Source organism: Streptomyces muensis (assembly GCF_021474425.1).
GTDB classification, from domain to species: Bacteria; Actinomycetota; Actinomycetes; order Streptomycetales; family Streptomycetaceae; genus Streptomyces; species Streptomyces muensis.
The window spans coordinates 23166-43673 of the sequence record NZ_JAKEIP010000050.1; the positions used below are offsets into that span (position 1 = coordinate 23166).

Sequence of the window (20508 nt, forward strand, 5' to 3'; positions counted from 1 at the left end):
GATCAGGCCATGCCGCCGGCCACGGCCGGCAGGATCGTGACGTTGTCGCCGTCGGCGAGCTTGGTGTTGATGCCGTCGAGGAAGCGGACGTCCTCGTCGTTCAGGTAGACGTTGACGAAGCGGCGCAGCTGCTCGCCCTCCACGATGCGGGCCTGGATGCCCGCGTGCCGGGTCTCGAGGTCGGTGAACAGCTCGGCGAGGGTGTCCCCGTTGCCCTCCACCGCCTTCTGACCGTCGGTGTAGGTGCGGAGGATGGTGGGGATGCGGACCTCGATGGCCATGGCTCAGGGCTCCTGTCGGGAGTAGTCAGTCGGGGGCGCGCGGCAGCGCAAGTGCAGCAGGGGTGGTGCGTGGAGCAGCGCCGCGGCTCACGGCCGTACGGCGGCAGGGTGTCGCGTCAACAGATGGCGCTGGCGAGCCTGCACAGGTCGACGTGCAGCCGCGCCACGAGCAGCATGCCCGGCGTCTTTTCGCTCACGTCGTGGAAAACCATGGGGTCATCGTATCGATTCCCGGTCCGGCTTTTGGAATGTGATCCCACATCGCGGACGGATGCGGATCGGGGAGTGAGACCGCGCTGTTCACAACCCCGCAGCACACCTCTCAGCACACCTCTCTTACGCCTCTCAGTACGCCTCGACGACCTTGACCTCCTCCTCCGTCACCTCGCCGTCGACAATCCGGTAGGAGCGGAACTGGAACTCGCCGAGGCCGTCGGTGTCGGCGGTGGAGACGAGGACATAGTGGGCGCCGGGTTCATTGGCGTAGGAGATGTCGGTGCGCGAGGGGTAGGCCTCGGTGGCCGTGTGGGAGTGGTAGATGACCACGGGTTCCTCGTCGCGGTCGTCCATCTCGCGGTAGAGCTTGAGCAGGTCGCCGGAGTCGAACTCGTAGAACGTGGGCGACATCGCGGCGTTCAGCATCGGGATGAAGCGCTCGGGCCGGTCCGACCCGGCCGGCCCCGCTACGACGCCGCACGCCTCGTCGGGGTGGTCCTTGCGCGCATGGGCGACGATCTGGTCGACGAGGGCCTGGGTGATGGTCAGCATGACGGTCAGGATAAGCAGACGGGCCGCCCCGTACCGAGGGTTGGTACGAGACGGCCCACATGCCGGACGCCCTGAGCGGCAGCCACCGAGAGCGCCACGAGTGCTCCCGGGGGCGGGGACGTCCTGGAGGGCGGCTCGGCAACGCCCCTAAAGGGGCGCGGGGAACTGCGCGACCAGCCACAGCGGAGCCGCAGACAGCGGACAACCTTCCGCGGCAATCACCTCACGGGCTCTTTCAGCGAAGCGCTCGGCTCCGGCTCGTCCCCACCCCGCGCGGCGATCTGCGGATTACGGCTCTTGAGCACCGCCCAGCCGACGCCAAGGGCGACAGCCCACCCGGCCGCGACATACAGACAGACCCGCGCATCCTTGTCGTACGCGATCATGCAGGTCACGCCGATGAGGAAGAGAAGCGCGACCCAGCTGAACAGCGCACCACCGGGGGCAGGGAAGGACGAGGCCCGCAGCCGCCCCGCATCGACAGCGGCCCGGTAGCGAATGTGACTGACGAGGATCATCATCCACGTCCAGATACCGGCGGCCGTGGCGACAGACGTGACGTAGAGGAACGCCTTCTCCGGCACGACGTAGTTCAGCACCACACCGATACCCATCAGCGCCACTGACACCGTGATACCGACGGCAGGCGTCTTGCGGGCGTTGAGCTTGCCGAAGGCACTCGGCGCCTCGCTGTTGGCGGCGAGGTCGCGCAGCATCCGGCCGGTCGAGTACATGCCCGAGTTGCAGGACGACAGGGCCGCGGTGAGCACCACGAAGTTGACGATGCCGGCGGCGAGCGGGATGCCGATCTTGCCGAAGGCGTGCACGAAGGGGCTCTCGCCGGCGGAGAACTCGGTCCACTTGACGACGGAGAGGATCACCAGCAGCGCGCCGACGTAGAAGACGATGATGCGCCAGGGCAGCGTGTTGATGGCCTTGGGCAGGGTCTTCTCGGGGTTCTCGGACTCGCCCGCGGTGACGCCGACGAGCTCGACGGCGAGGTAGGCGAACATGACGCCCTGGAGCGTCATCAGGCTGGAGCCGATGCCGTTGGGGAAGAAGCCGTCGTGCGACCAGAGGTTGGAGACGGTGGCGGTGTCACCGGCGTCGGAGAAGCCGAGGGTGAGCACGCCGAGGCCGATCACGATCATGCCGATGATGGCCGTCACCTTGATCATCGAGAACCAGAACTCGACCTCGCCGAAGATCTTGACGGAGATCAGGTTGACGCCAAACAGCACCACCAGGAACACCAGGGCGCTGACCCACTGCGGGATCTCGGGGAACCAGAAGTGGATGTAGATCGCGGCGGCCGTGAGCTCGGCCATGCCGGTGACCACCCACATCAGCCAGTACGTCCAGCCGGTGACGAAGCCGAAGAACGGGCCGAGGAATTCGCGGGCGTACTCGGCGAAGGAGCCGGAGACGGGCCGGTAGAGGAGCAGTTCGCCCAGGGCCCGCATGATGAAGAAGATGACGACGCCCGCGAGGGCGTACATGAGGATGATGCTGGGGCCGGCCTTGGCGATGTTCGCTCCGGCACCCATGAAGAGGCCGACGCCGATGGCGCCGCCGATCGCGATCATCTGGACCTGACGGCTGCCGAGGCCGCGCTCGTACCCCTCTTCCGGGGCACCCGTGGCCTTCGCGTCCGTGACCTTCGCAGAGGTCATGTGTTGTGCGCCTTTCTCCATGCCGACCCGGGCCCTTCGTCGGCCTCGGATCGGGTCTCGATCCCCCCGGATTGCTGGAGCTGAGCGGGCTGGGTCCGCTCGTGCCTGGCCGACGATCCGTCGACCATGTGGCGCACCCGGCCGAACATTCGGGTGGTGCTCGGCGGGCGTCGTGAAGATTTATCACGGCCGTCACAGTGATCGGCTGCAGGACATGTGGCGCATCCCACAGGAAGAACCGGACAAAAGACTCGGCCACCTCCCATAGCGGGTGGCGGCCTTGACGCGATCGTTATCCGGATTTGAGCGTCCGCTGAGCGAACACAAAACCGTCACAAACAGGCACAGGACGGTCGCACAAGAGGGTGCGGGCTACGGCATCAGCGTCGCGACCAGCGTCTCCTGGAGTCCGCCCAGCCACAGATACGCCATCACCATCGGCTTGCGCGGGTCCTCGTCCGGCAGCCGGTAGAGCAGATCGGTGTCGTCCTCGTCGGTGATCTCCAGCCGGGAGCCGATGGCGAGCCGCAGGTCGTTGAGGGCGCCGAGCCACCGCTGGGACTCCTCCGGGGAGAGCTTGAGCACCGCGCCGCCCTCACCGGCGGAGGCGGAGCTGAGCTCGTCCAGGGAGCGGACCACCGCGAGCGCGTTGTCGCGCTTGCCGGCCCGCAGGTCGTTCTCGGTGTAGCGACGGAACTCCGCGGAGTACGACCGCTGCTCCTCGGCCTCCTTGGCCTGCGGTGTCCCCTCGGGGTCGCTGTAGGCGTCCGGGAACAGGCGCCGGAGGACCGGGTCGGCGGGCGGCTCGCTCGGGCCCTCGGCGAACAGCTCGGCGAGCGGGTCGTCGGGGGCGTCCTCGGCGGGGCCGGGGCCGATGAGCTCCAGGAGCTGGACGGCCAGCGACCGGATGATGGAGATCTCGACGTCGTCGAGGGCGACGGCCGCACCGCCGCCGGGGAGCGGTTCGAAGGTTCCTGGCATAGGGACGATTCGCTACTTCCGGTCCTGCGCGGGCGTACGGGTCACTTGCGGTCGTGCTGAAGGGTGGCCCACAGGCCGTAGCCGTGCATGGCCTGCACGTCGCGTTCCATCTCCTCGCGGGTGCCGCTGGAGACGACCGCCCGGCCCTTGTGGTGGACGTCGAGCATGAGCTTGGTCGCCTTGTCCTTGGTGTAGCCGAAGTAGGACTGGAAGACGTAGGTCACATAGCTCATGAGGTTGACCGGGTCGTTGTGCACGATCGTGACCCAGGGGACGTCCGGCTCGGGGACGGCGAAGACCTCCTCCGCCGACTCGGTGCGTTCGATCTCCAGGGGTGCGGGTGACGTCACAGAGCCCATGCTGCCACCGGAGGGGGGTGGTCGCACAAATCCCCGGCGATCCACGGGGCCTAAATCGTCAGACTGACGAAATGGGGGTAGCATCTGTCGTCATGAACACAGCGGACCTTGGGCTGCCGGTGGACGTCCCCTCGACGGCGCTCTTCACGGATCAGTACGAGTTCACGATGCTGCAGGCCGCCCTGAAGGCCGGCACCGCCGAGCGGCGCAGTGTCTTCGAGGTCTTCACCCGGCGGCTGCCCGAGGGGCGGCGCTACGGCGTCGTGGCCGGCACCGGCCGGGTGCTGGACGCCGTCGAGAACTTCCGCTTCGACGCCGACGTCCTCGGCTTCCTGCGCGAGCGGAACATCCTCGACGAGCAGACCCTCAAGTGGCTCGCGGACTACCGCTTCTCCGGCGACGTCTGGGGCTACCCCGAGGGCGAGGTCTACTTCCCGGGCTCGCCGATCATGCGGGTCGAGGGCACCTTCGCGGAGTGCGTGCTGCTGGAGACGGTGATCCTCTCCATCCTCAACCACGACTCCGCCATCGCCGCGGCCGCCTCCCGGATGGCGTCGGCCGCCGGAGAGCGCCCGCTGATCGAGATGGGCGCCCGCCGCACCCACGAGCTGGCCGCGGTGGCGGCGTCCAGGGCGGCCTACCTCGGCGGCTTCACCTCCACCTCCGACCTCGCCGCCGGCTTCCGCTACGGCATACCCACCGTCGGCACCAGCGCCCACGCCTTCACCCTGCTGCACGACCGTGAGCGGGACGCCTTCCAGGCCCAGGTGGACTCCATGGGCCGCGGCACCACGCTGCTGGTGGACACCTACGACGTCGCCGAGGCGGTCCGTACGGCCGTGGAGGTCGCCGGGCCCGAGCTGGGCGCCGTGCGCATCGACTCGGGCGACCTGCTGCTGGTCGCGCACCGGGTCCGCCAGCAGCTGGACAAGCTGGGCGCGACCGGCACGAAGATCATCGTGACCTCCGACCTGGACGAGTACGCCATCGCCTCGCTCGCGGCGGCCCCGGTGGACGCGTACGGCGTCGGCACCCAGCTGGTGACCGGGTCGGGGCATCCGACCTGCTCGATGGTCTACAAGCTGGTCGCCCGCGCCGAGTCCGGCGACGCCACGGCGCCGCTGGTGCCGGTGGCGAAGAAGTCGACCGGCGGGAAGACGTCCATCGGCGGCCGCAAGTGGGCCGCGCGGCGTCTCGACGAGTACGGCGTCGCCGAGGCCGAGGTGGTCGGCACCGGGTCGGTTCCGGCGGAGCTCGCCGACCGGCAGTTGCTGGTGCGGCTGATCGAGGGCGGGGACGTGGTGGCCCGTGAGCCGCTGGACGTCGTACGGGACCGGCACACGGCCGCGCGCGGCAACCTGCCGCTGTCCGCCACGCAGCTCTCGCGCGGGGAACCCGTCATCCCGACCGAGTATGTCAACGGGCGCTCGGGTAGCCGGACGGGGGCGTGAAGCGAGCGCGCCCGGCGTGCGCGCGCCATGCCCCCTCCCGCAGCGCACCCGAAGTCTCTAGGCTCGGAAGTTCACGGCCGGGCCAGCATCGTTTTCCACCGTCCCGACCTCAGCGTCCATAACCGAAGGACACCGACCATGCGCCGCGCCTTGATCGTCGTAGATGTGCAGAACGACTTCTGCGAGGGGGGCAGCCTCGCCGTGGCCGGCGGTGCCGATGTGGCTGCCGCCGTCACCGAGCTGATCGGGCAGGCGGGCGGGTCCGGGTACCAGCACGTCGTCGCCACCCGCGATCACCACATCGCGCCCGGTGGTCACTTCTCGACCAACCCCGACTTCGCCCACTCCTGGCCGGCGCACTGCGTCGCCGGTACCGAGGGGGTCGGGTTCCACCCGAACTTCGCGCCCGCGGTCGCGTCCGGTGCGATCGATGCCGTGTTCGACAAGGGGGCGTACGCGGCGGCGTACAGCGGGTTCGAGGGGGCCGACGAGAACGGGGTGCGGCTGGCGGACTGGTTGCGGGCGCGGGACGTGTCGGAGGTGGATGTGGTGGGGATCGCCACGGATCACTGTGTGCGGGCCACTGCCGTGGATGCGGTGCGGGAGGGGTTTCGTGCGCAGGTGTTGCTGGATCTGACTGCCGGGGTGGGTTCCGAGACGACTGAGCGGGCGCTGGAGGAGATGCGGGAGGCCGGGGTGGAGTTGTCCGGCAAGCCGGTGGTTGCGTAGCGCGTGGTGGGGTGCCGCGATCGGTCGTGTGGCGGGTGCGGCGCCGTTGGGGCTGGTCGCGCAGTTCCCCGCGCCCCTTGGGGGCGTTGCAGGCGCCGCACATGACACAGCCGCCCCGCGCCGGTTAAGGCGTTGCCGCCGGGCGTCTCAGTAGGGCCCTGATCGGGTGCCACAGTTCCTGGGGTAGCTCTGGGCCCAGGGCGACACCGTTGTCAGGGGCCGTTCGCCATATCAGGCCGTCGGGGTGGTGGAGGACGGCTGTGACCTCGTCGGGGGTCGGTGGGGCGGCGTTGCCGCGTAGGTAGACCGCGCGCATGCCGAGGTTGCGGAGCCTGGTCAGGGCTCGGGCGCGGTTCTGGGCGTGGACGAGGACACGGACGCTGCCCGTGCCGTTGGCGGTGGGTCTGGGCAGGTTCAGCGCCACCACGACGCTGCCGGTCGGCAGCTTGCAGAAACCTCCTGCGGCCATGCGGTCACACCCCCGTGCGAGTCGGTGTCGATGTCGGTGTCAATAACGGAAGCACAGGGTGCACCTAAACACGATCGGCGGCAACCCGCCAAGAGGGTTGCCGCCGATCACGCTCTGACCTGCGAATATGCCGTTTACTTCACTGCGGCGCCGACCTCGACCGTGATCGTCGAGCCATCGCGCGGCTCCTTGATGATCTTGATCTTGGTGTTGGTGTCAGTGATCTTGACGCCCGCGGTGGGCGTCTCGGCGCTGTAGTACGTGTTGGTGTGGTCGTTGAAGACCGGCACCCCGGCACGCGACGGGATCCGGGTCGCGACGTCCGCGTTGTGCAGCGTCATGCCGTCCGTGCGGTACGTGCTGAACGGCGAGTCGTAGGACTGGATGCGGTTGCGCATCAGCGTGCCGTCGGACCACTTCAGCGGCGTCGGGTGGGAGTCGACCGGGAGGATCAGACCGACACCCTGGTGCTGGCTGGTGTTGTTGTCCGCCTGGGAGGTGTCCCACTTCCAGATCAACAGGCCGTTCTGGTAGGCGTAGTGCTCCACCCAGTCCGGACGGGTCGACGAGAAGCCGAAGTTGTACGGGCCCGTCTTCAGGGTCTTGTCGTACGACACGTACTGACGGTTCTCGGCGATGTAGTACTGCGCGTAGTCCTTGGTGAACGAGGCGCCCATGCGCGAGAAGCCGCTCGCCGTCCAGGCGTTGTCCACGCTCTCCGCGTCGTCCGAGAAGACCGCGGAGCCGTCGGCGGTGACCGTGATGCGGTCGGCCGCGAAGCCCTTCAGCGCCAGGCCGCCGTCGGTCGCGTAGCGGAAGCGCAGGTCGATCTTCTTGCCGGCGTAGGCGTCCAGCGGGTAGACGAGCTTCTGGTACGCGTCCACCGTGCCGTCGAGCGCGGGCTTGTCGCTGCCGTCCCGGCTGATCGGGTTGCCGTTCGCGGTGCCGTCGATCGCCGTCCAGTTGGCGCCGCCGTCGGTCGACACCTCGGTGTAGAGGTAGTCGTAGCCCTTCTCGATGTCCCACCAGCCGTCGAGGGTGAGGCTGGCGGCGGACTTGCCGGTGAGGTCGACGCTGCGGCTCAGCGTGTTCTTCAGGTTGTTGCCGCTGCCGCTCCACCACTGGGTCGCGCCCTGTGCGGGAGTCACGATCTCGGTGGTGACGGCCTTCTTGGGCAGCGTGACCACGAGGGCCTGCTTGTGCCGGGTGTTGTACTCGGCCAGGCCGAGCTTGTGCTCGGAGGTCGTCGCGGCCTTGGCCGTGTCGTAGTTGAGCCAGCCCAGCTGGAGCTTGTCCCAGGCGGTCATGTCGCCGGGCAGGTCACCGATCTCCTTCTTGCCGGTGCCCAGCCAGGAACCGGAGGACATCAGCGTCCAGAAGCCGGTGGAGTTCTCGCCGCCGGCGGTGTCGTAGTGGTCCGGCAGACCGAGGTCGTGGCCGTACTCGTGGGCGAAGACACCCAGACCGCCGTTCTCCGGCTGGACGGTGTAGTCGCCGACCCAGATGCCGGTGGAGCCGATCTGCGCGCCGCCCAGCTTGTTGTCCGCGGGGCCGGTGGCGCCGGCGTCGGTGCCGAAGGCGTACCAGCGGTGGGCCCAGATCGCGTCGGTGCCCTGGGCGCCGCCGCCCGCGGACTCGTCCTCACCGGCGTGCACGATCTGGAAGTGGTCGATGTAGCCGTCGGCCTCGTTGAAGTCGCCGTCGCTGTCGAAGTCGTAGCGGTCCCACTGGTCGAACTGGGTGACGTCGGCCTTGATCTCGGCGTCGGTCTTCCCAGCTGCCTTCTGCTGGGCGACCCACGCGTTCAGACCGTCGCTGACGACGTTCCAGACGCTGGCGCAGTTGGTCTCGCCACAGGCGTTGTTGCCGTAGCGGGCCTCGTTGTAGGGGACCTTGACCCAGTCGGTGACCTCGCCCTCGACCGAGTAGCGGCCCGAGGACTGCTTCTCGTAGTACTTCTTCAGCGACTCGGTCTTCTTGCCGGTGCCGAAGTAGAGGTCCTCGAAGTGCTTCTGGTTGTAGTCCGCCTGCCAGGCCGTCGAGTTGTCCTTCTCGCGGTCGGGCTCGGCTATCTGGTTGTGGGCCGGGCCGGGCGTGCCGCCGAACTCGCTGATCTGGTCGCCGAACTCGACCAGGATCGTGAAGATCTTGTCGGTCTTCTCGCGGCCCAGCTCGACGTACTTGCTGTCGCCCTTCTTGCTCTTGAGCTCCACGACCTGCGAGCCGTCGCGCTTCGTGACCTTGCTCCGGCCGGATATGACCTGGTTCAGGGCCTCCTCGCGCTGGGCCGCCTGCGTCCTGCTCATGGGGCCGTCGAGGTTGTGGTCGGCGTGAGGGTGCTCCGCCGGGTCGTGCCGCTCCACGGACGCCGGCACGCCTTCGTCGGCCTGAGCCACCGCGAAGGTCGAGAACGTCGCCGCTGCCGTCGTGAGCGCGACGGCGGTTGCCGCCGTTCTGAACGTCCAGGGTCTACTGGTCACTTGCTTCCTCCCCCGCGTCCGGGCGCGCGGAAGGAAGGGTTCCTGGTCCTGGAGGTTCCGCGGGCGCCTGATCAACGCGTGTAGTCAAGTGACGACATTTGACTAGAGGTTAAGCAGAAAAAACAGACCTTGACTTGGACAGGTCAATTGCACTATGCGGAGTCGATGTTCATTTAGCGGACAACCACCTTTCGGTGACGGGCGCGTCGCACTGTCCACCTGTTGGACGCGATGACTCCGTGCGCCCCCCGTGCATCGGCACTGTTGGTCAGGTCACGCTTACGGTTTGTTCCTCTCGGGCATGCACGCGGTTAGAGTCGGATGGCGGAACCGCCCGGACGTCGGCGGAAAGCCAGGCCGAGACCCCCGTGCACCCCTGATTCCGAGGACACGATGATCATGCCTCGTCCGACTGCCGCACAGCTCGCTTACGGCTCGTGCACCGTGATCTTCTCCACGCTCGCCATGCTGCTGCTGTCGCAGACGAGTTCGGGTGCGGGGATCGCGGTCATCGCCGTCGCGGCGCTGCTGCTCGGGCTCCTGGTCGCCATGACGGTGCCCATGCCGAGGAAGCCCCGCGTGGTGGCGCTCCGCAAGCCGGCCCCCGCCGAACGGGAACAGGCGGAGGAACCCGTACTCACCCAGTCCTGACGCTCAGTTGCCGGTGCTGACGACAACCGTCTTCGCCGCCTTGTCGTGCAGGCCCTGCTTGTAGGGCTTGTCGAAGAAGCTCCAGCCGCCGCAGATCACGGTCCAGATGCAGGCGCAGCAGAACGCGAACGGGATCCACAGCACCGACGCCCGGATCAGCGAGGCCTGCACCGAGGGGGTGGCGCCGTTGTCCAGGTTGGCCGTGCGCATGTTGAGCAGCTTCTTGCCGAGCGTCTGTCCCGTCCTCGCGGTCATGACGGTGTCGTAGCCGATGAACAGCACGGCGGCGACCAGCGACTGCACGAAGGACTTGCCGTACTCCACCTGGTCGGTGTCCACGTCGTACTCGGTGACGCCGAAGCCCCAGGTGAGCAGCCAGACGACGACGCCCACCAGGATCATGTCGATGATGCGGGCCAGCGTGCGCTTGCCGCTGTCGGCGAGCGGCGGCATCCCGGCCAGGGGGTCGGCGGGGCCGCCTGAGCCGCCGTACGGGTCACCGCCGTAGGGACCGCCTCCGTAGGGCGGGGGTTGGCCGCCGTACGGGGGCTGGTCACCGTACGGCGGACCCGTACCCTCGCCCTCGGACGGCGGGGGCTGCTTCCTGAACGGATCGTCTTCCGGGGGTTGCTGACCGGAGCCGGGAGGCGGTTCGCTGCTCATGGCCCGAGTCGACCGCGAACCGCCCCGCTCCGCATCCGGCGCGGGGCCGTCCGGGGTACGGAATCTTCCGGGCCGTTCGCGGTATGCGCTCAGCCTGCGACGAACGTACGCGCCGCCTTGTCGTGCCAGCACTGGTGCCAGGGCCGGTCGAAGACGCACCACAGCACGCCGACGACGCCGACGACGAGCAGACCGGGGATGCTGTAGACGAGCCAGCGCTTCAGGGCCGCGCCGAACTCCGGGGGTTCGTGGGCCTCGATGTCCCGCACCTCCAGGCCGAGCAGCTTCTTGCCCAGCGTGCGGCCCCACTTGACGGTGGGCAGGACCTCGTAGACCGCGCCGAACAGCAGCAGGACGGCCAGGATGATGCCGAGGTACACCGACGTGGTGCCGTCCAGCAGCCACACGGTGACGGTCTCGCCGGAGAGCTTGGCGGCGTCGATCTTGCCGTTGACGTGGTCGATCGCCTTGGTGCCGAGCGGTACGGCGGCCACTGCGGTGACGGCGGCCAGGACGACGGTGTCCAGCAGCCGTGCGGCCAGCCGCTTGCCGAGGCCTGCGGGGCGGGCGGCGGCCTGACGCATGGCGGCCGCCTGGAACGGGTCCAGGGTCGGGGGCTTCCACGGGGCGACCGGCTGGTCCTCGCCGGGACCCGCGAGCCGGTGGACCTGCTGCGCCCAGGAGGACTGGCCGCCGCCGGGGCCCGCCGTCATGGGCGCGCCGGAACCGGCCGACTGCTGGGGGATGCTCGGGGCGGCCTGCTGCTGGGCCTGCTGCGGGCCGGAGAGGGCCGTGGGAGAGGCGCCGGCCGACTGGGCGGCGGACGCGGCTCCGGCGGCCGTCCGGGCCTGTCCCTGGGCCCCGGCGGCCCGTTCGGCGGCGGCCTTCCCGGCGCCGAAGCCCGGGCCCTGCGGGGCGCCGGCCGCGGCGTCCGTACGTGCGGCGCCCGATCCGGCGGACGCGCCCGTGCCTCCGCCCTGCGCCCCCGTGCGCGGGGACACCGCGCGGATGGCCATGGTGCCGTCGGCGGGGGCGGGGCCGCCGGGGCTGGGGATGCCGGCCACGGGCCGGCGGATCATGAACGTGTCACCGGAGGCGACGTTCCCGGAGTCCGCTTCCGGCTCGGCGGGCGGAATGGTGGCCGTGCCGTCGGTACTGGCGGCCTGTCCGTCCGGCTGGGCCGCCGCGCGCGGTTCCCTCGGGTCGGGCTCCTGCTGGGCACCCCAGGAGACGCGGTGGTCCTGGTCGCCGCCGAAGCCGGCCTGGTGGGCGGGGTCGGCGCCCCACGCGGACGCCGGCTCCGGGCGGCTGCCGTGCTGGGCCCTGCCCGACGCGGGTTCCCGCTCCGGGTCCTCGTCGAAGAAGTGCGGGCCGGTCTCCTCGACCGGGGCGGCCGGGGCGGCGGCGGGCCCGTCCGGGTTCGCGCCCGGCGGCGGGGCGAGCGGTTCGCCGTCCGTCGGCGCCGGACGGCTGGTGCCCGGCACCCAGGAGGCGCCGTTCCAGTACCGGACATATCCAGGAATGGACGGGTCCGGGTAATACCCTTCGCGGGGCCTGTCGTCACCGGGGGCCGGGGTTGGGGCGCTCATGTCCGTCGTCCGGTATCTGCTCGTGGGTCAAATAGGGGCCTCCACATCTATCAGACGGACGCAACAAGCACCGCCCGTCCCGTAGGACCCACTCCTTTCCGGGCAACCTCGTACACGTACTTCACACGAGCGGAACCCGTCCGGAACCCGTCCGGGAACAGGGCGGGAAAAAAGTTCCTCGAACCCGCGTAATGATCCGTGCCCCCGGTCCCTCTCCACTCGTACGGGCCCGCCCACGCGGCCCGTACGCGTCACGAGAGAGGACACGCACGTCATGCATCAGACCGTAGAGCGCGAACTGGAGCTGCGGCTCATCCTGTCGCCGGAGCGTGGCATCCCGGTGCCGGCCCGGTTGAGCTATCACAGCGACGATCCGTACGCCGTGCACATCGCCTTCCACATCAACTCCGAGCAGCCCGTGCACTGGACCTTCTCCCGGGATCTGCTCGTGGAGGGGGTGTTCCGGCCGTGCGGGCACGGGGACGTGCGGGTGTGGCCGACGAAGGTGGACGGGCGCAGCGTGGTGCTGATGGCGTTGAGCTCGCCCGACGGGGACGCCCTCCTCGAGGCGCCGGCGGCGCAGGTGTCGGCCTGGCTGGAGCGGACCTTGCGGGTGGTGCCGCCGGGGGCCGAGGGCGAGCAGCTGGGGATCGACGACGCGCTCGATCAGCTGCTCGCCCGGTGAGGCGTAGCGGTCAGAAGAGTTTGCCCGGATTGAGGATGCCCAGCGGGTCGAAGACCTGTTTGACGCCGCGCTGCAACTCGATGCCTACGGGGCCGATCTCGCGCGCCAGCCACTCCTTCTTCAGCACGCCCACGCCGTGCTCGCCGGTGATCGTGCCGCCGAGTTCCAGGCCGAGCGCCATGATCTCGTCGAAGGACTCGCGGGCGCGCCGGGACTCGTCGGCGTCGGTCGCGTCGAAGCAGACCGTCGGATGCGTGTTGCCGTCGCCGGCGTGGGCGACGACGCCGATGGTGAGCTGGTGCTTGTCGGCGATGCGTTCCACGCCCTCGATCAGGTCGGCGAGCCTCGACCGTGGCACACACACGTCGTCGATCATCGTCACCCCCCGCACGGCTTCGAGCGCGGTGAGGGACAACCGCCTCGCCTGGAGCAGGAGTTCGGACTCGGCGGCGTCGTCCGCCGGGACCACCTGGGTGGCGCCGGCCGCCTCGCACAGCGCGCCGACGGCCGCGAGGTCGGGGGCGGGGTCCGGGGTGTCGAAGGCGGCCAGGAGGAGGGCCTCGGTCGTCTCCGGCAGCCCCATGTTCGCGATGTCGTTGACCGCCTTGACCGTCGTACGGTCCATCAGTTCCAGCAGCGACGGGACGTGCCCGCCCTCCATGATCCGGCACACCGCGTCGCACGCCGCGCCCGCCGTCGCGAACTCGGCGGCCAGCACCAGCTGCTGCGGCGGTTGCGGCTTCAGTGCCAGGACGGCCCGTACGACGATGCCGAGCGAGCCCTCGGAGCCGACGAAGAGGCGGGTCATGTCGTATCCGGCGACGCCCTTGGCGGTACGGCGGCCCGTGGACAGCAGGCGGCCGTCGGCGAGGACGACGTCCAGGCCGAGGACGTACTCGGCCGTCACCCCGTACTTCACACAGCACAGGCCGCCGGAGGCCGTGCCGATGTTGCCGCCGATGGTGCACATCTCCCAGCTGGAGGGGTCCGGCGGGTAGTACAGGCCGAGTTCGCCGACCGCGCGGGAGAGGGTGGCGTTGATGACGCCGGGCTCGACGACGGCGATGCGGTCGACCGGGTTGATCTCCAGAATCCGGTCCATCTTGGTCAGGGACAGCACGATGCAGCCGTCGGAGGCGTTGGCCCCGCCCGACAGGCCGGTGCGGGCGCCCTGTGGGACGACCGGGACGCGCAGCTCGGTGGCGGTGCGCATGACGTGCTGGACCTCTTCGACCGTGCGCGGCAGCACGACCACGGCGGGCGCACCGGCCGGGCAGAAGCTGGCCATGTCGTTGGCGTAGGAGGCCGTGATGTCGGGGTCGGTGAGAACGGCCTCGGCGGGCAGACCCGCGAGCAGCCGCTCGGTGAGGTCACCCCGGGCCTGGTCGGGTGCGGCTTCGGTACGGCTCATGATCACAGCGTGACACCCGGGGCCATCGGTGTGAACCCCATGTACGGCAGCCGGGGTCGGACGGGTGTGGTCGTCGTATTGGCGCAGGGTTTCACGCACAGTGATCGCCATGGAGAACAGCGCCCCGAAGAACGTCGGGTCCGAGAACGACGCCTCGAAGGACCCGCAGGGCACGCCCGACCGTCGCCCGCGCAGCCGGCGCCGCGTGCTGATCGCCGCCGTGGCGGGGTGTGCCGTGCTCGGCGGGTTGTTGACGCTGCTGCCGTGGGGGCCGAGCGGGACGCGGGCGGCCCGGCCGGCGCCGGGGGCGCAGGCGCTGGCCGCCGTCACCAAGGGGGTGACCGCCGCGCTGCCCGATCTGGCGGTGCTGATCCACGAGCGCGAGGCGCACCTGCGGACGCATCCCAAGGACGCCCGGGCGTGGGCGGTGCTGGGCGCGGCGTACGTGGAACAGGGGCGGCGGACCGCGGAGCCGGCGAACTACCCGAAGGCCGAGAAGGCGCTGCGGGCCTCACTGCGGGTGCGGGAGCGCAACGCCGAGGCGCTGGACGGCATGGCGGCGCTGGCGAACGCCCGACGGGACTTCCACGCGGCACGGACGTGGAGCGAGGCGGCGCTGAAGGTGGACCGCAAGCGGTGGACGACGTATCCGCTGCTGATCGAGGCGCAGACCGGGATGGGCGACTACAAGGCCGCCAAGCGGAGCCTGGACCGGCTGCTGAAGCTGCGCTCGGGGCCGGCGGTGCAGGCCCGGGCGGCGGCCCTGTACCGGGACCGGGGCTGGCGCGAGGACGCGGCGGCGGCCCTCTCCGACGCGGCGGCGGCCACCGAGGTCCCGGCCGAGCGGGCGGCGTATCTCGAACGGGCCGGGCAACTCGCCTGGGAACGCGGTGACCTGGAGGTGGCCCTGCGCCACTTCCAGGAGGCGGTACGCCTCGACCCCGACCAGCGGGCCGCGCTCGCCGGGCAGGGACGGACCCTCGCGGCGCTGGGCCGCTCGACGGAGGCGCTGAACGCCTACCGGGCGGCCCTCGCCAAGCAGCCGCTGCCCGAATACGCCCTGGAGCTGGGTGAGTTGTACGAGTCGCTGGGGCTGGGGCAGGCGGCCCGCGTGCAGTACGACCTGCTGCGCGAGCGGGCGGCGCGGGCGGCGGCCGGCGGGGTGGACGAGGAGCTGGTGCTGGGCCTCCTCGAGGCGGACCACGGCGACACGGAGATGGCGGTACGGCGGCTCAGGGTCGAGTGGCGCCGGCAGCCGGGGATCGCGGTGGCCGACGCGCTGGGCTGGGCGCTGCACCGGTCCGGGGAGGACGAGGAGGCGCTGAAGTTCGCCCGGCGTGCGACCGACCGGCAGAAGGGGGGCGGGGTGCGCAGCGCGCTGTACGTCTATCACCGGGGGATGATCGAGCGGTCGCTGGAGATGGCGGGGCCCGCGCGACGGCATCTGGAGGAGGCGCTGCGGATCAATCCGCACTTCTCGCCGACGCGGGTGCCGCTGGCCGAGGCGGCGTTGGAGGAGCTCGGGGAGCCGTCGGTGGAGGACGTACCGGACATGGACGCCGAGCCTCGGCGGAAGTGACCTCTACACGGCTTTCGCCAGACCGCCGCCGTGCCATGGGGTCAGCGTACGAGGCGTTCAGGCGCGGGGCTTGTAGTAGACGGAGAACTTCCGGGCGCCCACCGCACCGGACGCGAAGCCCATGCACAGTCGGGCCTGCGGTGTGCGGCACACCGCCATGCCCTCCGGCTCCCGGTGGTCGAGCGAGTACCCGGCCTCGGTGCGCCGGCGCTGGACCACCTCGCCGGTGCGGATGTCGAGGCAGGAGACATGGGTGTCGCCGCGTCCGGCCGGCGGGTTGGTCTCGGGGTCGTACGGCGTCCCGGCGAGCTGGTAGAGGTGGTCACCGTGCAGCGCGTACCCCTGGAACGGGACCGTCGGGTCCGGGTGCGTGCCGGTCTGGGCGAGGTCGGCGACGTGGGTGGTGTAGTCGCCGGCGACGAAGGTGTCGAGGTCGTAGATCCGGTACCGGGGGACGCCGTTCATCCGGTGGCGGACGGCGATGCGGCCGGTGGCCTGGCAGATCGAGGGCTGGTTGCCGGTCGAGCCGGGGATCGGGTGGCGGACGTGGACGTCGCCGGTCTCGCGGGTGGCGCCGTGGAAGAAGCGGAAGCGGGTGACGCCGCTGCCGTAGCCGTTGCGGGCGTCGGCCTCGGTCCAGATCCACACGATGCCGTCGGTCGTGCGCTGCACGCCCATGCTCACGCCGTGCCCGAAGCCACGCAGGTACATGTGGCCGAGCCGGTCGCCCCGGTGGTCGAGCCGGTTCAGGCAGAGGTCGCCGGCCGCGGAGCCGCCCGGGGTGAGCTGAAGGACGTACAGATGCTCGGCCACCTCGTCGAACGCGAACGACTGGAGGATGGTCGGCTCCTTGAGCGTGTCCCTCTTCCACAGCCAGCGCTCGGACGGCACGGACAGATCGAATCGGTCCTCCACCGACGTCACCCCCCTGGTCGTGCGGGTGCCCCGTGACACCCGCACGACTGGAGAGGCTCAACCAGCCGTCACAGGTTCCCGCGCTTGGCCTGCTCCCGCTCGATCGCCTCGAACAGGGCCTTGAAGTTGCCCTTGCCGAAGCCCATGGAGCCATGGCGTTCGATGATCTCGAAGAAGACCGTCGGACGGTCCTGGACCGGCTTGGTGAAGATCTGCAGCAGATAGCCGTCCTCGTCGCGGTCGGCGAGGATCTTCAGCTCGCGCAGGGTCTCGACGGGCACGCGGGTGTCGCCGACCCACTCGCCGAGGGTGTCGTAGTAGGAGTCGGGGGTGTCGAGGAACTGGACGCCGGCCGCGCGCATCGTCCGGACCGTCGCCACGATGTCGTTGGTGTTCAGCGCGATGTGCTGGACGCCGGCGCCGCCGTAGAACTCCAGGTACTCGTCGATCTGGGACTTCTTCTTGGCGATGGCGGGCTCGTTGATCGGGAACTTGACCTTGAGCGTGCCGTCGGCGACGACCTTCGACATCAGCGCGCTGTACTCGGTCGCGATGTCGTCGCCCACGAACTCCTTCATGTTCGTGAAGCCCATGACCTTGTTGTAGAAGCCGACCCACTCGTTCATCCGGCCGAGCTCGACGTTGCCGACGCAGTGGTCGATGGCCTGGAAGGTGCGCTGGGCGGGCGGTTCGACCATCGGCTGCGCGGCGACGTAGCCGGGCAGGTAGGGGCCGTCGTAGCCGGTGCGCTCCACGAGGGTGTGGCGGGTCTCGCCGTAGGTCGCGATGGCGGCCAGGACGATTGTGCCGTGCTCGTCCTTCAGCTCGTACGGCTCGGTGACGGAGGTGGCGCCGTGCTCCAGCGCGTACTCGTACGCCCGGCGCGCGTCCGGGACCTCGATCGCGAGGTCGACGACGCCGTCGCCGTGCTCGGCCACGTGCTGGGCGAGGAAGTGGCCCCAGGTGGTGGCGGGCTTGATGACGGAGGTGAGGACGAAACGGGCGGAGCCGTTCTCCAGCACGTAGCTCGCGGTCTCGCGGCTGCCGTTCTCCGGTCCGGAGTAGGCCACGAGGCGCATGCCGAAGGCGGTCGAGTAGTAGTGCGCCGCCTGCTTGGCGTTGCCCACGGCGAAGACGACCGCGTCCATTCCCTTGACCGGGAAGGGGTCGGCCTGCCGGGCGGTGTCGGGAGTGTGGTGTGTGGTCTGCGTCATAGGCGCAGCCTCACTCCGGTACGGCAAGGTGCGCAATAGTTTGGTTCTCGGCTGGGCATTCTGCTCAGTGACCGACCCGCTTCGGCGGGCTTTCTGTACAGGATGACCACCCCACCCGGGAGGCTGCCGTGGCGATCGATCATCTGGACGGGCGGATCATCGTGCTCCTGGCGCGCGAGCCGCGGATCGGGGTGCTGGAGATGTCCCGGCGGCTGGGGGTGGCCCGTGGGACCGCGCAGGCGCGCCTGGACCGGCTTCAGTCGAACGGAGTCATCCGCGGGTTCGGTCCCGAGGTGGACCCGGCCGCGCTCGGCTACCCGGTCACCGCGTTCGCGACGCTTCAGATCCGGCAGGGGCAAGGGGCCGACGTACGGGCTCACTTGACGACCGTGCCGGAGGTACTGGAGCTGCACACCACCACCGGGACCGGGGACATGATGTGCCGCCTGGTGGCGCGTTCCAACGCCGATCTCCAGCGTGTGATCGACCGGGTTGTCGGTTTCGATGGGATCGTCCGGGCCTCCACCGCGATCGTGATGGAGAACCCCGTTCCGCTGCGGATCATCCCGTTGGTGGAGCAGGCGGCGGAGGACCCGGCGAGCAGCTAGCCCGCGAAGGGTGGGGTGAGTCCGTGTGAGCTTCTGGGAGTACCTGGGCAACCGCCACCAGCAGCTGTTCACCGACGCCCTGCAGCACGCCAGCGCCGTCTTCCAGTGCATGGTGGTGGCGACCCTGCTCGGGGTGCTGATCGGTGTGGTCACCTATCGCAGCGAGTGGGCCGGAAACCTCGCCACCCTGACCACCTCGGGCATTCTGACCATTCCGTCGCTCGCCATGATCGGTCTGCTCATCCCGATCGTGGGGCTGGGCGTACCGCCCACGGTGATCACTCTGACCCTGTACGGCCTGCTGCCGATCGTGCGCAACTCGATCGTCGGGCTGCGCGGTGTCGACCCGACGCTGGTGGACGCGGCCCGCGGCATCGGGATGTCCCGGCTCACGCGGTTGCTGCGGGTGGAGCTGCCGCTGGCCTGGCCGCCGATCCTGACCGGGATCCGGGTCTCGACGCAGATGCTGATGGGCATCGCGGCCATCGCGGCGTACGCGTCCGGACCCGGGCTCGGCAATGTGATCTTCCGCGGTCTGGCCTCGCTGGGCAGCGCGAACGCGCTCAACCAGGTGCTCGCGGGCACGCTCGGGATCATCGTCCTTGCGCTGCTGTTCGACGCCGCGTACGTCCTGATCGGGCGGCTGACCATTCCCAGGGGGATCCGTGTCTGAGTACGGCAGCACCGCCGACGCCCCCGCCGGCACCACGGCCGACGCTCCACCCGACGCCGCCGGTGGCACCGGGGAGCATCACGGCGCCGCCATCGAGCTGGAGAACCTGACCAAGCGGTATCCGGGCAGCCCGCAGCCGGCCGTGGACAACGTGAACATGGAGATCAAGGCGGGCGAGGTGGTCATCTTCGTCGGCCCTTCCGGCTGCGGAAAGTCGACCACGCTCAAGATGATCAACCGGTTGATCGAACCGACCGGCGGCCGTATCCGCATCGGCGGCGAGGACGTCACCGACATCGACCCCGTGAAGCTGCGCCGCAAGGTCGGCTACGCGATCCAGTCCGCAGGCCTCTTCCCGCACATGACGGTCGCCCAGAACATCGCGCTGGTGCCGAAGATGATCGGCTGGCCGAAGGCACGGATCAGCGACCGGGTCGAGGAGCTGCTCGACCTCGTCGGCCTCGATCCCGGGGAGTTCCACGGCCGCTATCCGCGTCAGCTCTCCGGTGGCCAGCAGCAACGCGTGGGAGTGGCGAGGGCGCTGGCCGCCGATCCGCCCGTGCTGCTGATGGACGAGCCGTTCGGCGCGGTCGACCCGATCACCCGTGATCATCTCCAGGACGAGCTGATCAGGCTCCAGCACGAACTGCACAAGACGATCGTCTTCGTCACGCACGACTTCGACGAGGCGATCAAGCTCGGCGACCGGATCGCCGTGCTGCGCGAACGGTCCCACATCGCTCAGTTCGACACCCCCGAGGCGATCCTCACCAACCCGGCGGACGACTTCGTGTCCGGGTTCGTGGGCGCCGGGGCGGCGCTGAAGCGGCTGAACCTGACCCGCGTACGGGATGTGGAGATCACCGACTACCCCACGGTGACCGTCGACGACCCGCTCCAGGAGATCTTCAACCGGCTCCGCTCCAGCGGCACCAACGAAATCCTGCTGCTCGACAAGCGCCGACGGCCGTACAAGTGGCTGCGGCGCGGTGATCTGATGCGGGCCAGGGGTTCGCTGGCGCGGGCCGGGACGCTGGTCACCGACACGGTGACGCGGGACGCCACGCTGCGGGACGCCCTGGAGGCGGTCCTCACCGACAACGCGGGGCGGGTCGTGGTGACCGGGCGGCGCGGTGAGTACACGGGCGTCGTCGACATGGAGACGCTGATGAACTCGGTGCACGAACTGCTGGAGGCGGACCGTCTGGAGGCGCTGGAGGCCCAGCACGACCTGGAGGAGACACGGGCCGACCTGACGCACGCCGAGCAGGAGGGCGACGCGGGGGAGAAGAAGGCGTGAGCGGCCCGGAGACTCCGAGGGCGGGGGCG

21 protein-coding genes are annotated in these 20508 nt (G+C 69.8%); 8 read left to right on the forward strand and 13 right to left on the reverse strand.

Going from position 1 to position 20508, the window contains the following annotated elements:
- Positions 1-2: 2 nt before the first annotated feature.
- The 6 genes from L0P92_RS15355 to clpS form a co-directional block, all read right to left on the reverse strand.
- On the reverse strand, positions 3-281 hold the full coding sequence (locus tag L0P92_RS15355) for a MoaD/ThiS family protein (protein ID WP_234763255.1): 279 nt from the start codon (positions 279-281) through the stop codon (positions 3-5).
- Positions 282-397: 116 nt separating this feature from the next.
- Positions 398-493: a putative leader peptide gene (locus L0P92_RS45715; RefSeq protein ID WP_316959376.1), complete on the reverse strand. Its 96-nt coding sequence runs from the start codon at positions 491-493 to the stop codon at positions 398-400.
- A 133-nt stretch (positions 494-626) separates the two neighbouring features.
- On the reverse strand, positions 627-1049 hold the full coding sequence (locus tag L0P92_RS15360; protein WP_234763256.1) for a M67 family metallopeptidase: 423 nt from the start codon (positions 1047-1049) through the stop codon (positions 627-629).
- 218 nt (positions 1050-1267) lie between these two features.
- Positions 1268-2722, reverse strand: a complete 1455-nt coding sequence (locus tag L0P92_RS15365) for an amino acid permease (protein ID WP_234763257.1) — start codon at positions 2720-2722, stop codon at positions 1268-1270.
- 372 nt (positions 2723-3094) lie between these two features.
- Positions 3095-3703, reverse strand: coding sequence for a DUF2017 domain-containing protein (locus tag L0P92_RS15370; protein ID WP_234763258.1), 609 nt, complete (start codon positions 3701-3703; stop codon positions 3095-3097).
- Between the two features lie 41 nt (positions 3704-3744).
- Complete coding sequence (clpS, locus tag L0P92_RS15375; protein WP_030053518.1) at positions 3745-4062, reverse strand: ATP-dependent Clp protease adapter ClpS; 318 nt, start codon at positions 4060-4062, stop codon at positions 3745-3747.
- Between the two features lie 92 nt (positions 4063-4154).
- Between clpS and L0P92_RS15380 the strand changes: the two genes are divergently transcribed.
- The gene (locus tag L0P92_RS15380) at positions 4155-5513 is read left to right on the forward strand and encodes a nicotinate phosphoribosyltransferase (protein ID WP_234763259.1); all 1359 of its coding nucleotides are present in this window, start codon (positions 4155-4157) and stop codon (positions 5511-5513) included.
- 138 nt (positions 5514-5651) lie between these two features.
- Positions 5652-6242 carry an isochorismatase family protein gene (locus L0P92_RS15385; protein ID WP_234763260.1) on the forward strand — a complete coding sequence of 197 codons (591 nt, stop codon included), beginning with the start codon at positions 5652-5654 and terminating at the stop codon, positions 6240-6242.
- A gap of 124 nt (positions 6243-6366) precedes the next feature.
- On the opposite strand, the gene L0P92_RS15390 is transcribed toward L0P92_RS15385, so the two are convergent.
- Positions 6367-6711, reverse strand: coding sequence for a hypothetical protein (locus L0P92_RS15390; protein WP_234763261.1), 345 nt, complete (start codon positions 6709-6711; stop codon positions 6367-6369).
- 134 nt (positions 6712-6845) lie between these two features.
- A complete protein-coding gene (locus L0P92_RS15395) occupies positions 6846-9191 on the reverse strand; it encodes an immune inhibitor A domain-containing protein (RefSeq protein WP_234763262.1) in 2346 nt (781 codons plus the stop codon).
- A 399-nt stretch (positions 9192-9590) separates the two neighbouring features.
- Here L0P92_RS15395 and L0P92_RS15400 point away from each other — a divergent pair, with 399 nt between their 5' ends.
- Positions 9591-9842 carry a hypothetical protein gene (locus L0P92_RS15400; RefSeq protein ID WP_234763263.1) on the forward strand — a complete coding sequence of 84 codons (252 nt, stop codon included), beginning with the start codon at positions 9591-9593 and terminating at the stop codon, positions 9840-9842.
- A 3-nt stretch (positions 9843-9845) separates the two neighbouring features.
- Here L0P92_RS15400 and L0P92_RS15405 read toward each other — a convergent pair whose 3' ends face one another.
- Positions 9846-10505 (reverse strand): RDD family protein, encoded by a 660-nt coding sequence (locus L0P92_RS15405; protein WP_234763264.1) that lies wholly within the window; start codon positions 10503-10505, stop codon positions 9846-9848.
- Positions 10506-10594: 89 nt separating this feature from the next.
- On the reverse strand, positions 10595-12094 hold the full coding sequence (locus L0P92_RS15410) for an RDD family protein (protein ID WP_234763265.1): 1500 nt from the start codon (positions 12092-12094) through the stop codon (positions 10595-10597).
- A 274-nt stretch (positions 12095-12368) separates the two neighbouring features.
- On the opposite strand from L0P92_RS15410, the gene L0P92_RS15415 reads away from it, so the two are divergent.
- Positions 12369-12779 carry an SsgA family sporulation/cell division regulator gene (locus L0P92_RS15415; RefSeq protein ID WP_234763266.1) on the forward strand — a complete coding sequence of 137 codons (411 nt, stop codon included), beginning with the start codon at positions 12369-12371 and terminating at the stop codon, positions 12777-12779.
- 10 nt (positions 12780-12789) lie between these two features.
- On the opposite strand, the gene L0P92_RS15420 is transcribed toward L0P92_RS15415, so the two are convergent.
- Complete coding sequence (locus L0P92_RS15420; RefSeq protein WP_234763267.1) at positions 12790-14196, reverse strand: FAD-binding oxidoreductase; 1407 nt, start codon at positions 14194-14196, stop codon at positions 12790-12792.
- Positions 14197-14299: 103 nt separating this feature from the next.
- Between L0P92_RS15420 and L0P92_RS15425 the strand changes: the two genes are divergently transcribed.
- The gene (locus L0P92_RS15425) at positions 14300-15769 is read left to right on the forward strand and encodes a tetratricopeptide repeat protein (protein ID WP_234763268.1); all 1470 of its coding nucleotides are present in this window, start codon (positions 14300-14302) and stop codon (positions 15767-15769) included.
- A gap of 57 nt (positions 15770-15826) precedes the next feature.
- Here L0P92_RS15425 and L0P92_RS15430 read toward each other — a convergent pair whose 3' ends face one another.
- Both L0P92_RS15430 and hppD read right to left on the reverse strand, forming a co-directional pair.
- Positions 15827-16684, reverse strand: coding sequence for a phage baseplate protein (locus L0P92_RS15430; RefSeq protein WP_234763269.1), 858 nt, complete (start codon positions 16682-16684; stop codon positions 15827-15829).
- Positions 16685-16752: 68 nt separating this feature from the next.
- Positions 16753-17898 carry a 4-hydroxyphenylpyruvate dioxygenase gene (gene hppD / locus L0P92_RS15435; protein WP_234763270.1) on the reverse strand — a complete coding sequence of 382 codons (1146 nt, stop codon included), beginning with the start codon at positions 17896-17898 and terminating at the stop codon, positions 16753-16755.
- Positions 17899-18026: 128 nt separating this feature from the next.
- Here hppD and L0P92_RS15440 point away from each other — a divergent pair, with 128 nt between their 5' ends.
- From L0P92_RS15440 to L0P92_RS15450, 3 genes are all read left to right on the forward strand, one after another.
- Positions 18027-18506, forward strand: a complete 480-nt coding sequence (locus L0P92_RS15440) for an Lrp/AsnC family transcriptional regulator (RefSeq protein ID WP_234763271.1) — start codon at positions 18027-18029, stop codon at positions 18504-18506.
- 25 nt (positions 18507-18531) lie between these two features.
- Positions 18532-19179 carry an ABC transporter permease gene (locus tag L0P92_RS15445; protein WP_234763272.1) on the forward strand — a complete coding sequence of 216 codons (648 nt, stop codon included), beginning with the start codon at positions 18532-18534 and terminating at the stop codon, positions 19177-19179.
- Positions 19180-19270: 91 nt separating this feature from the next.
- Entirely contained in the window at positions 19271-20479 is a 1209-nt protein-coding gene (locus L0P92_RS15450; protein ID WP_234763276.1) for a betaine/proline/choline family ABC transporter ATP-binding protein, read from the forward strand.
- The last annotated feature ends 29 nt before the right edge of the window (positions 20480-20508 follow it).

What these genes read in the sequence shown, in the direction of transcription:
- L0P92_RS15380 (WP_234763259.1), top strand. Translation starts at nt 4,155, where the DNA reads ATGAACACAGCGGACCTTGGGCTGCCGGTGGACGTCCCCTCGACGGCG.
- L0P92_RS15360 (WP_234763256.1), bottom strand. Translation starts at nt 1,049, where the DNA reads ATGCTGACCATCACCCAGGCCCTCGTCGACCAGATCGTCGCCCATGCG.
- L0P92_RS15390 (WP_234763261.1), bottom strand. Translation starts at nt 6,711, where the DNA reads ATGGCCGCAGGAGGTTTCTGCAAGCTGCCGACCGGCAGCGTCGTGGTG.
- L0P92_RS15405 (WP_234763264.1), bottom strand. Translation starts at nt 10,505, where the DNA reads ATGAGCAGCGAACCGCCTCCCGGCTCCGGTCAGCAACCCCCGGAAGAC.
- L0P92_RS15355 (WP_234763255.1), bottom strand. Translation starts at nt 281, where the DNA reads ATGGCCATCGAGGTCCGCATCCCCACCATCCTCCGCACCTACACCGAC.
- L0P92_RS15415 (WP_234763266.1), top strand. Translation starts at nt 12,369, where the DNA reads ATGCATCAGACCGTAGAGCGCGAACTGGAGCTGCGGCTCATCCTGTCG.
- L0P92_RS15410 (WP_234763265.1), bottom strand. Translation starts at nt 12,094, where the DNA reads ATGAGCGCCCCAACCCCGGCCCCCGGTGACGACAGGCCCCGCGAAGGG.
- L0P92_RS15400 (WP_234763263.1), top strand. Translation starts at nt 9,591, where the DNA reads ATGCCTCGTCCGACTGCCGCACAGCTCGCTTACGGCTCGTGCACCGTG.
- clpS (WP_030053518.1), bottom strand. Translation starts at nt 4,062, where the DNA reads ATGGGCTCTGTGACGTCACCCGCACCCCTGGAGATCGAACGCACCGAG.
- L0P92_RS45715 (WP_316959376.1), bottom strand. Translation starts at nt 493, where the DNA reads ATGGTTTTCCACGACGTGAGCGAAAAGACGCCGGGCATGCTGCTCGTG.
- L0P92_RS15365 (WP_234763257.1), bottom strand. Translation starts at nt 2,722, where the DNA reads ATGACCTCTGCGAAGGTCACGGACGCGAAGGCCACGGGTGCCCCGGAA.
- L0P92_RS15370 (WP_234763258.1), bottom strand. Translation starts at nt 3,703, where the DNA reads ATGCCAGGAACCTTCGAACCGCTCCCCGGCGGCGGTGCGGCCGTCGCC.
- hppD (WP_234763270.1), bottom strand. Translation starts at nt 17,898, where the DNA reads ATGACGCAGACCACACACCACACTCCCGACACCGCCCGGCAGGCCGAC.
- L0P92_RS15385 (WP_234763260.1), top strand. Translation starts at nt 5,652, where the DNA reads ATGCGCCGCGCCTTGATCGTCGTAGATGTGCAGAACGACTTCTGCGAG.
- L0P92_RS15425 (WP_234763268.1), top strand. Translation starts at nt 14,300, where the DNA reads ATGGAGAACAGCGCCCCGAAGAACGTCGGGTCCGAGAACGACGCCTCG.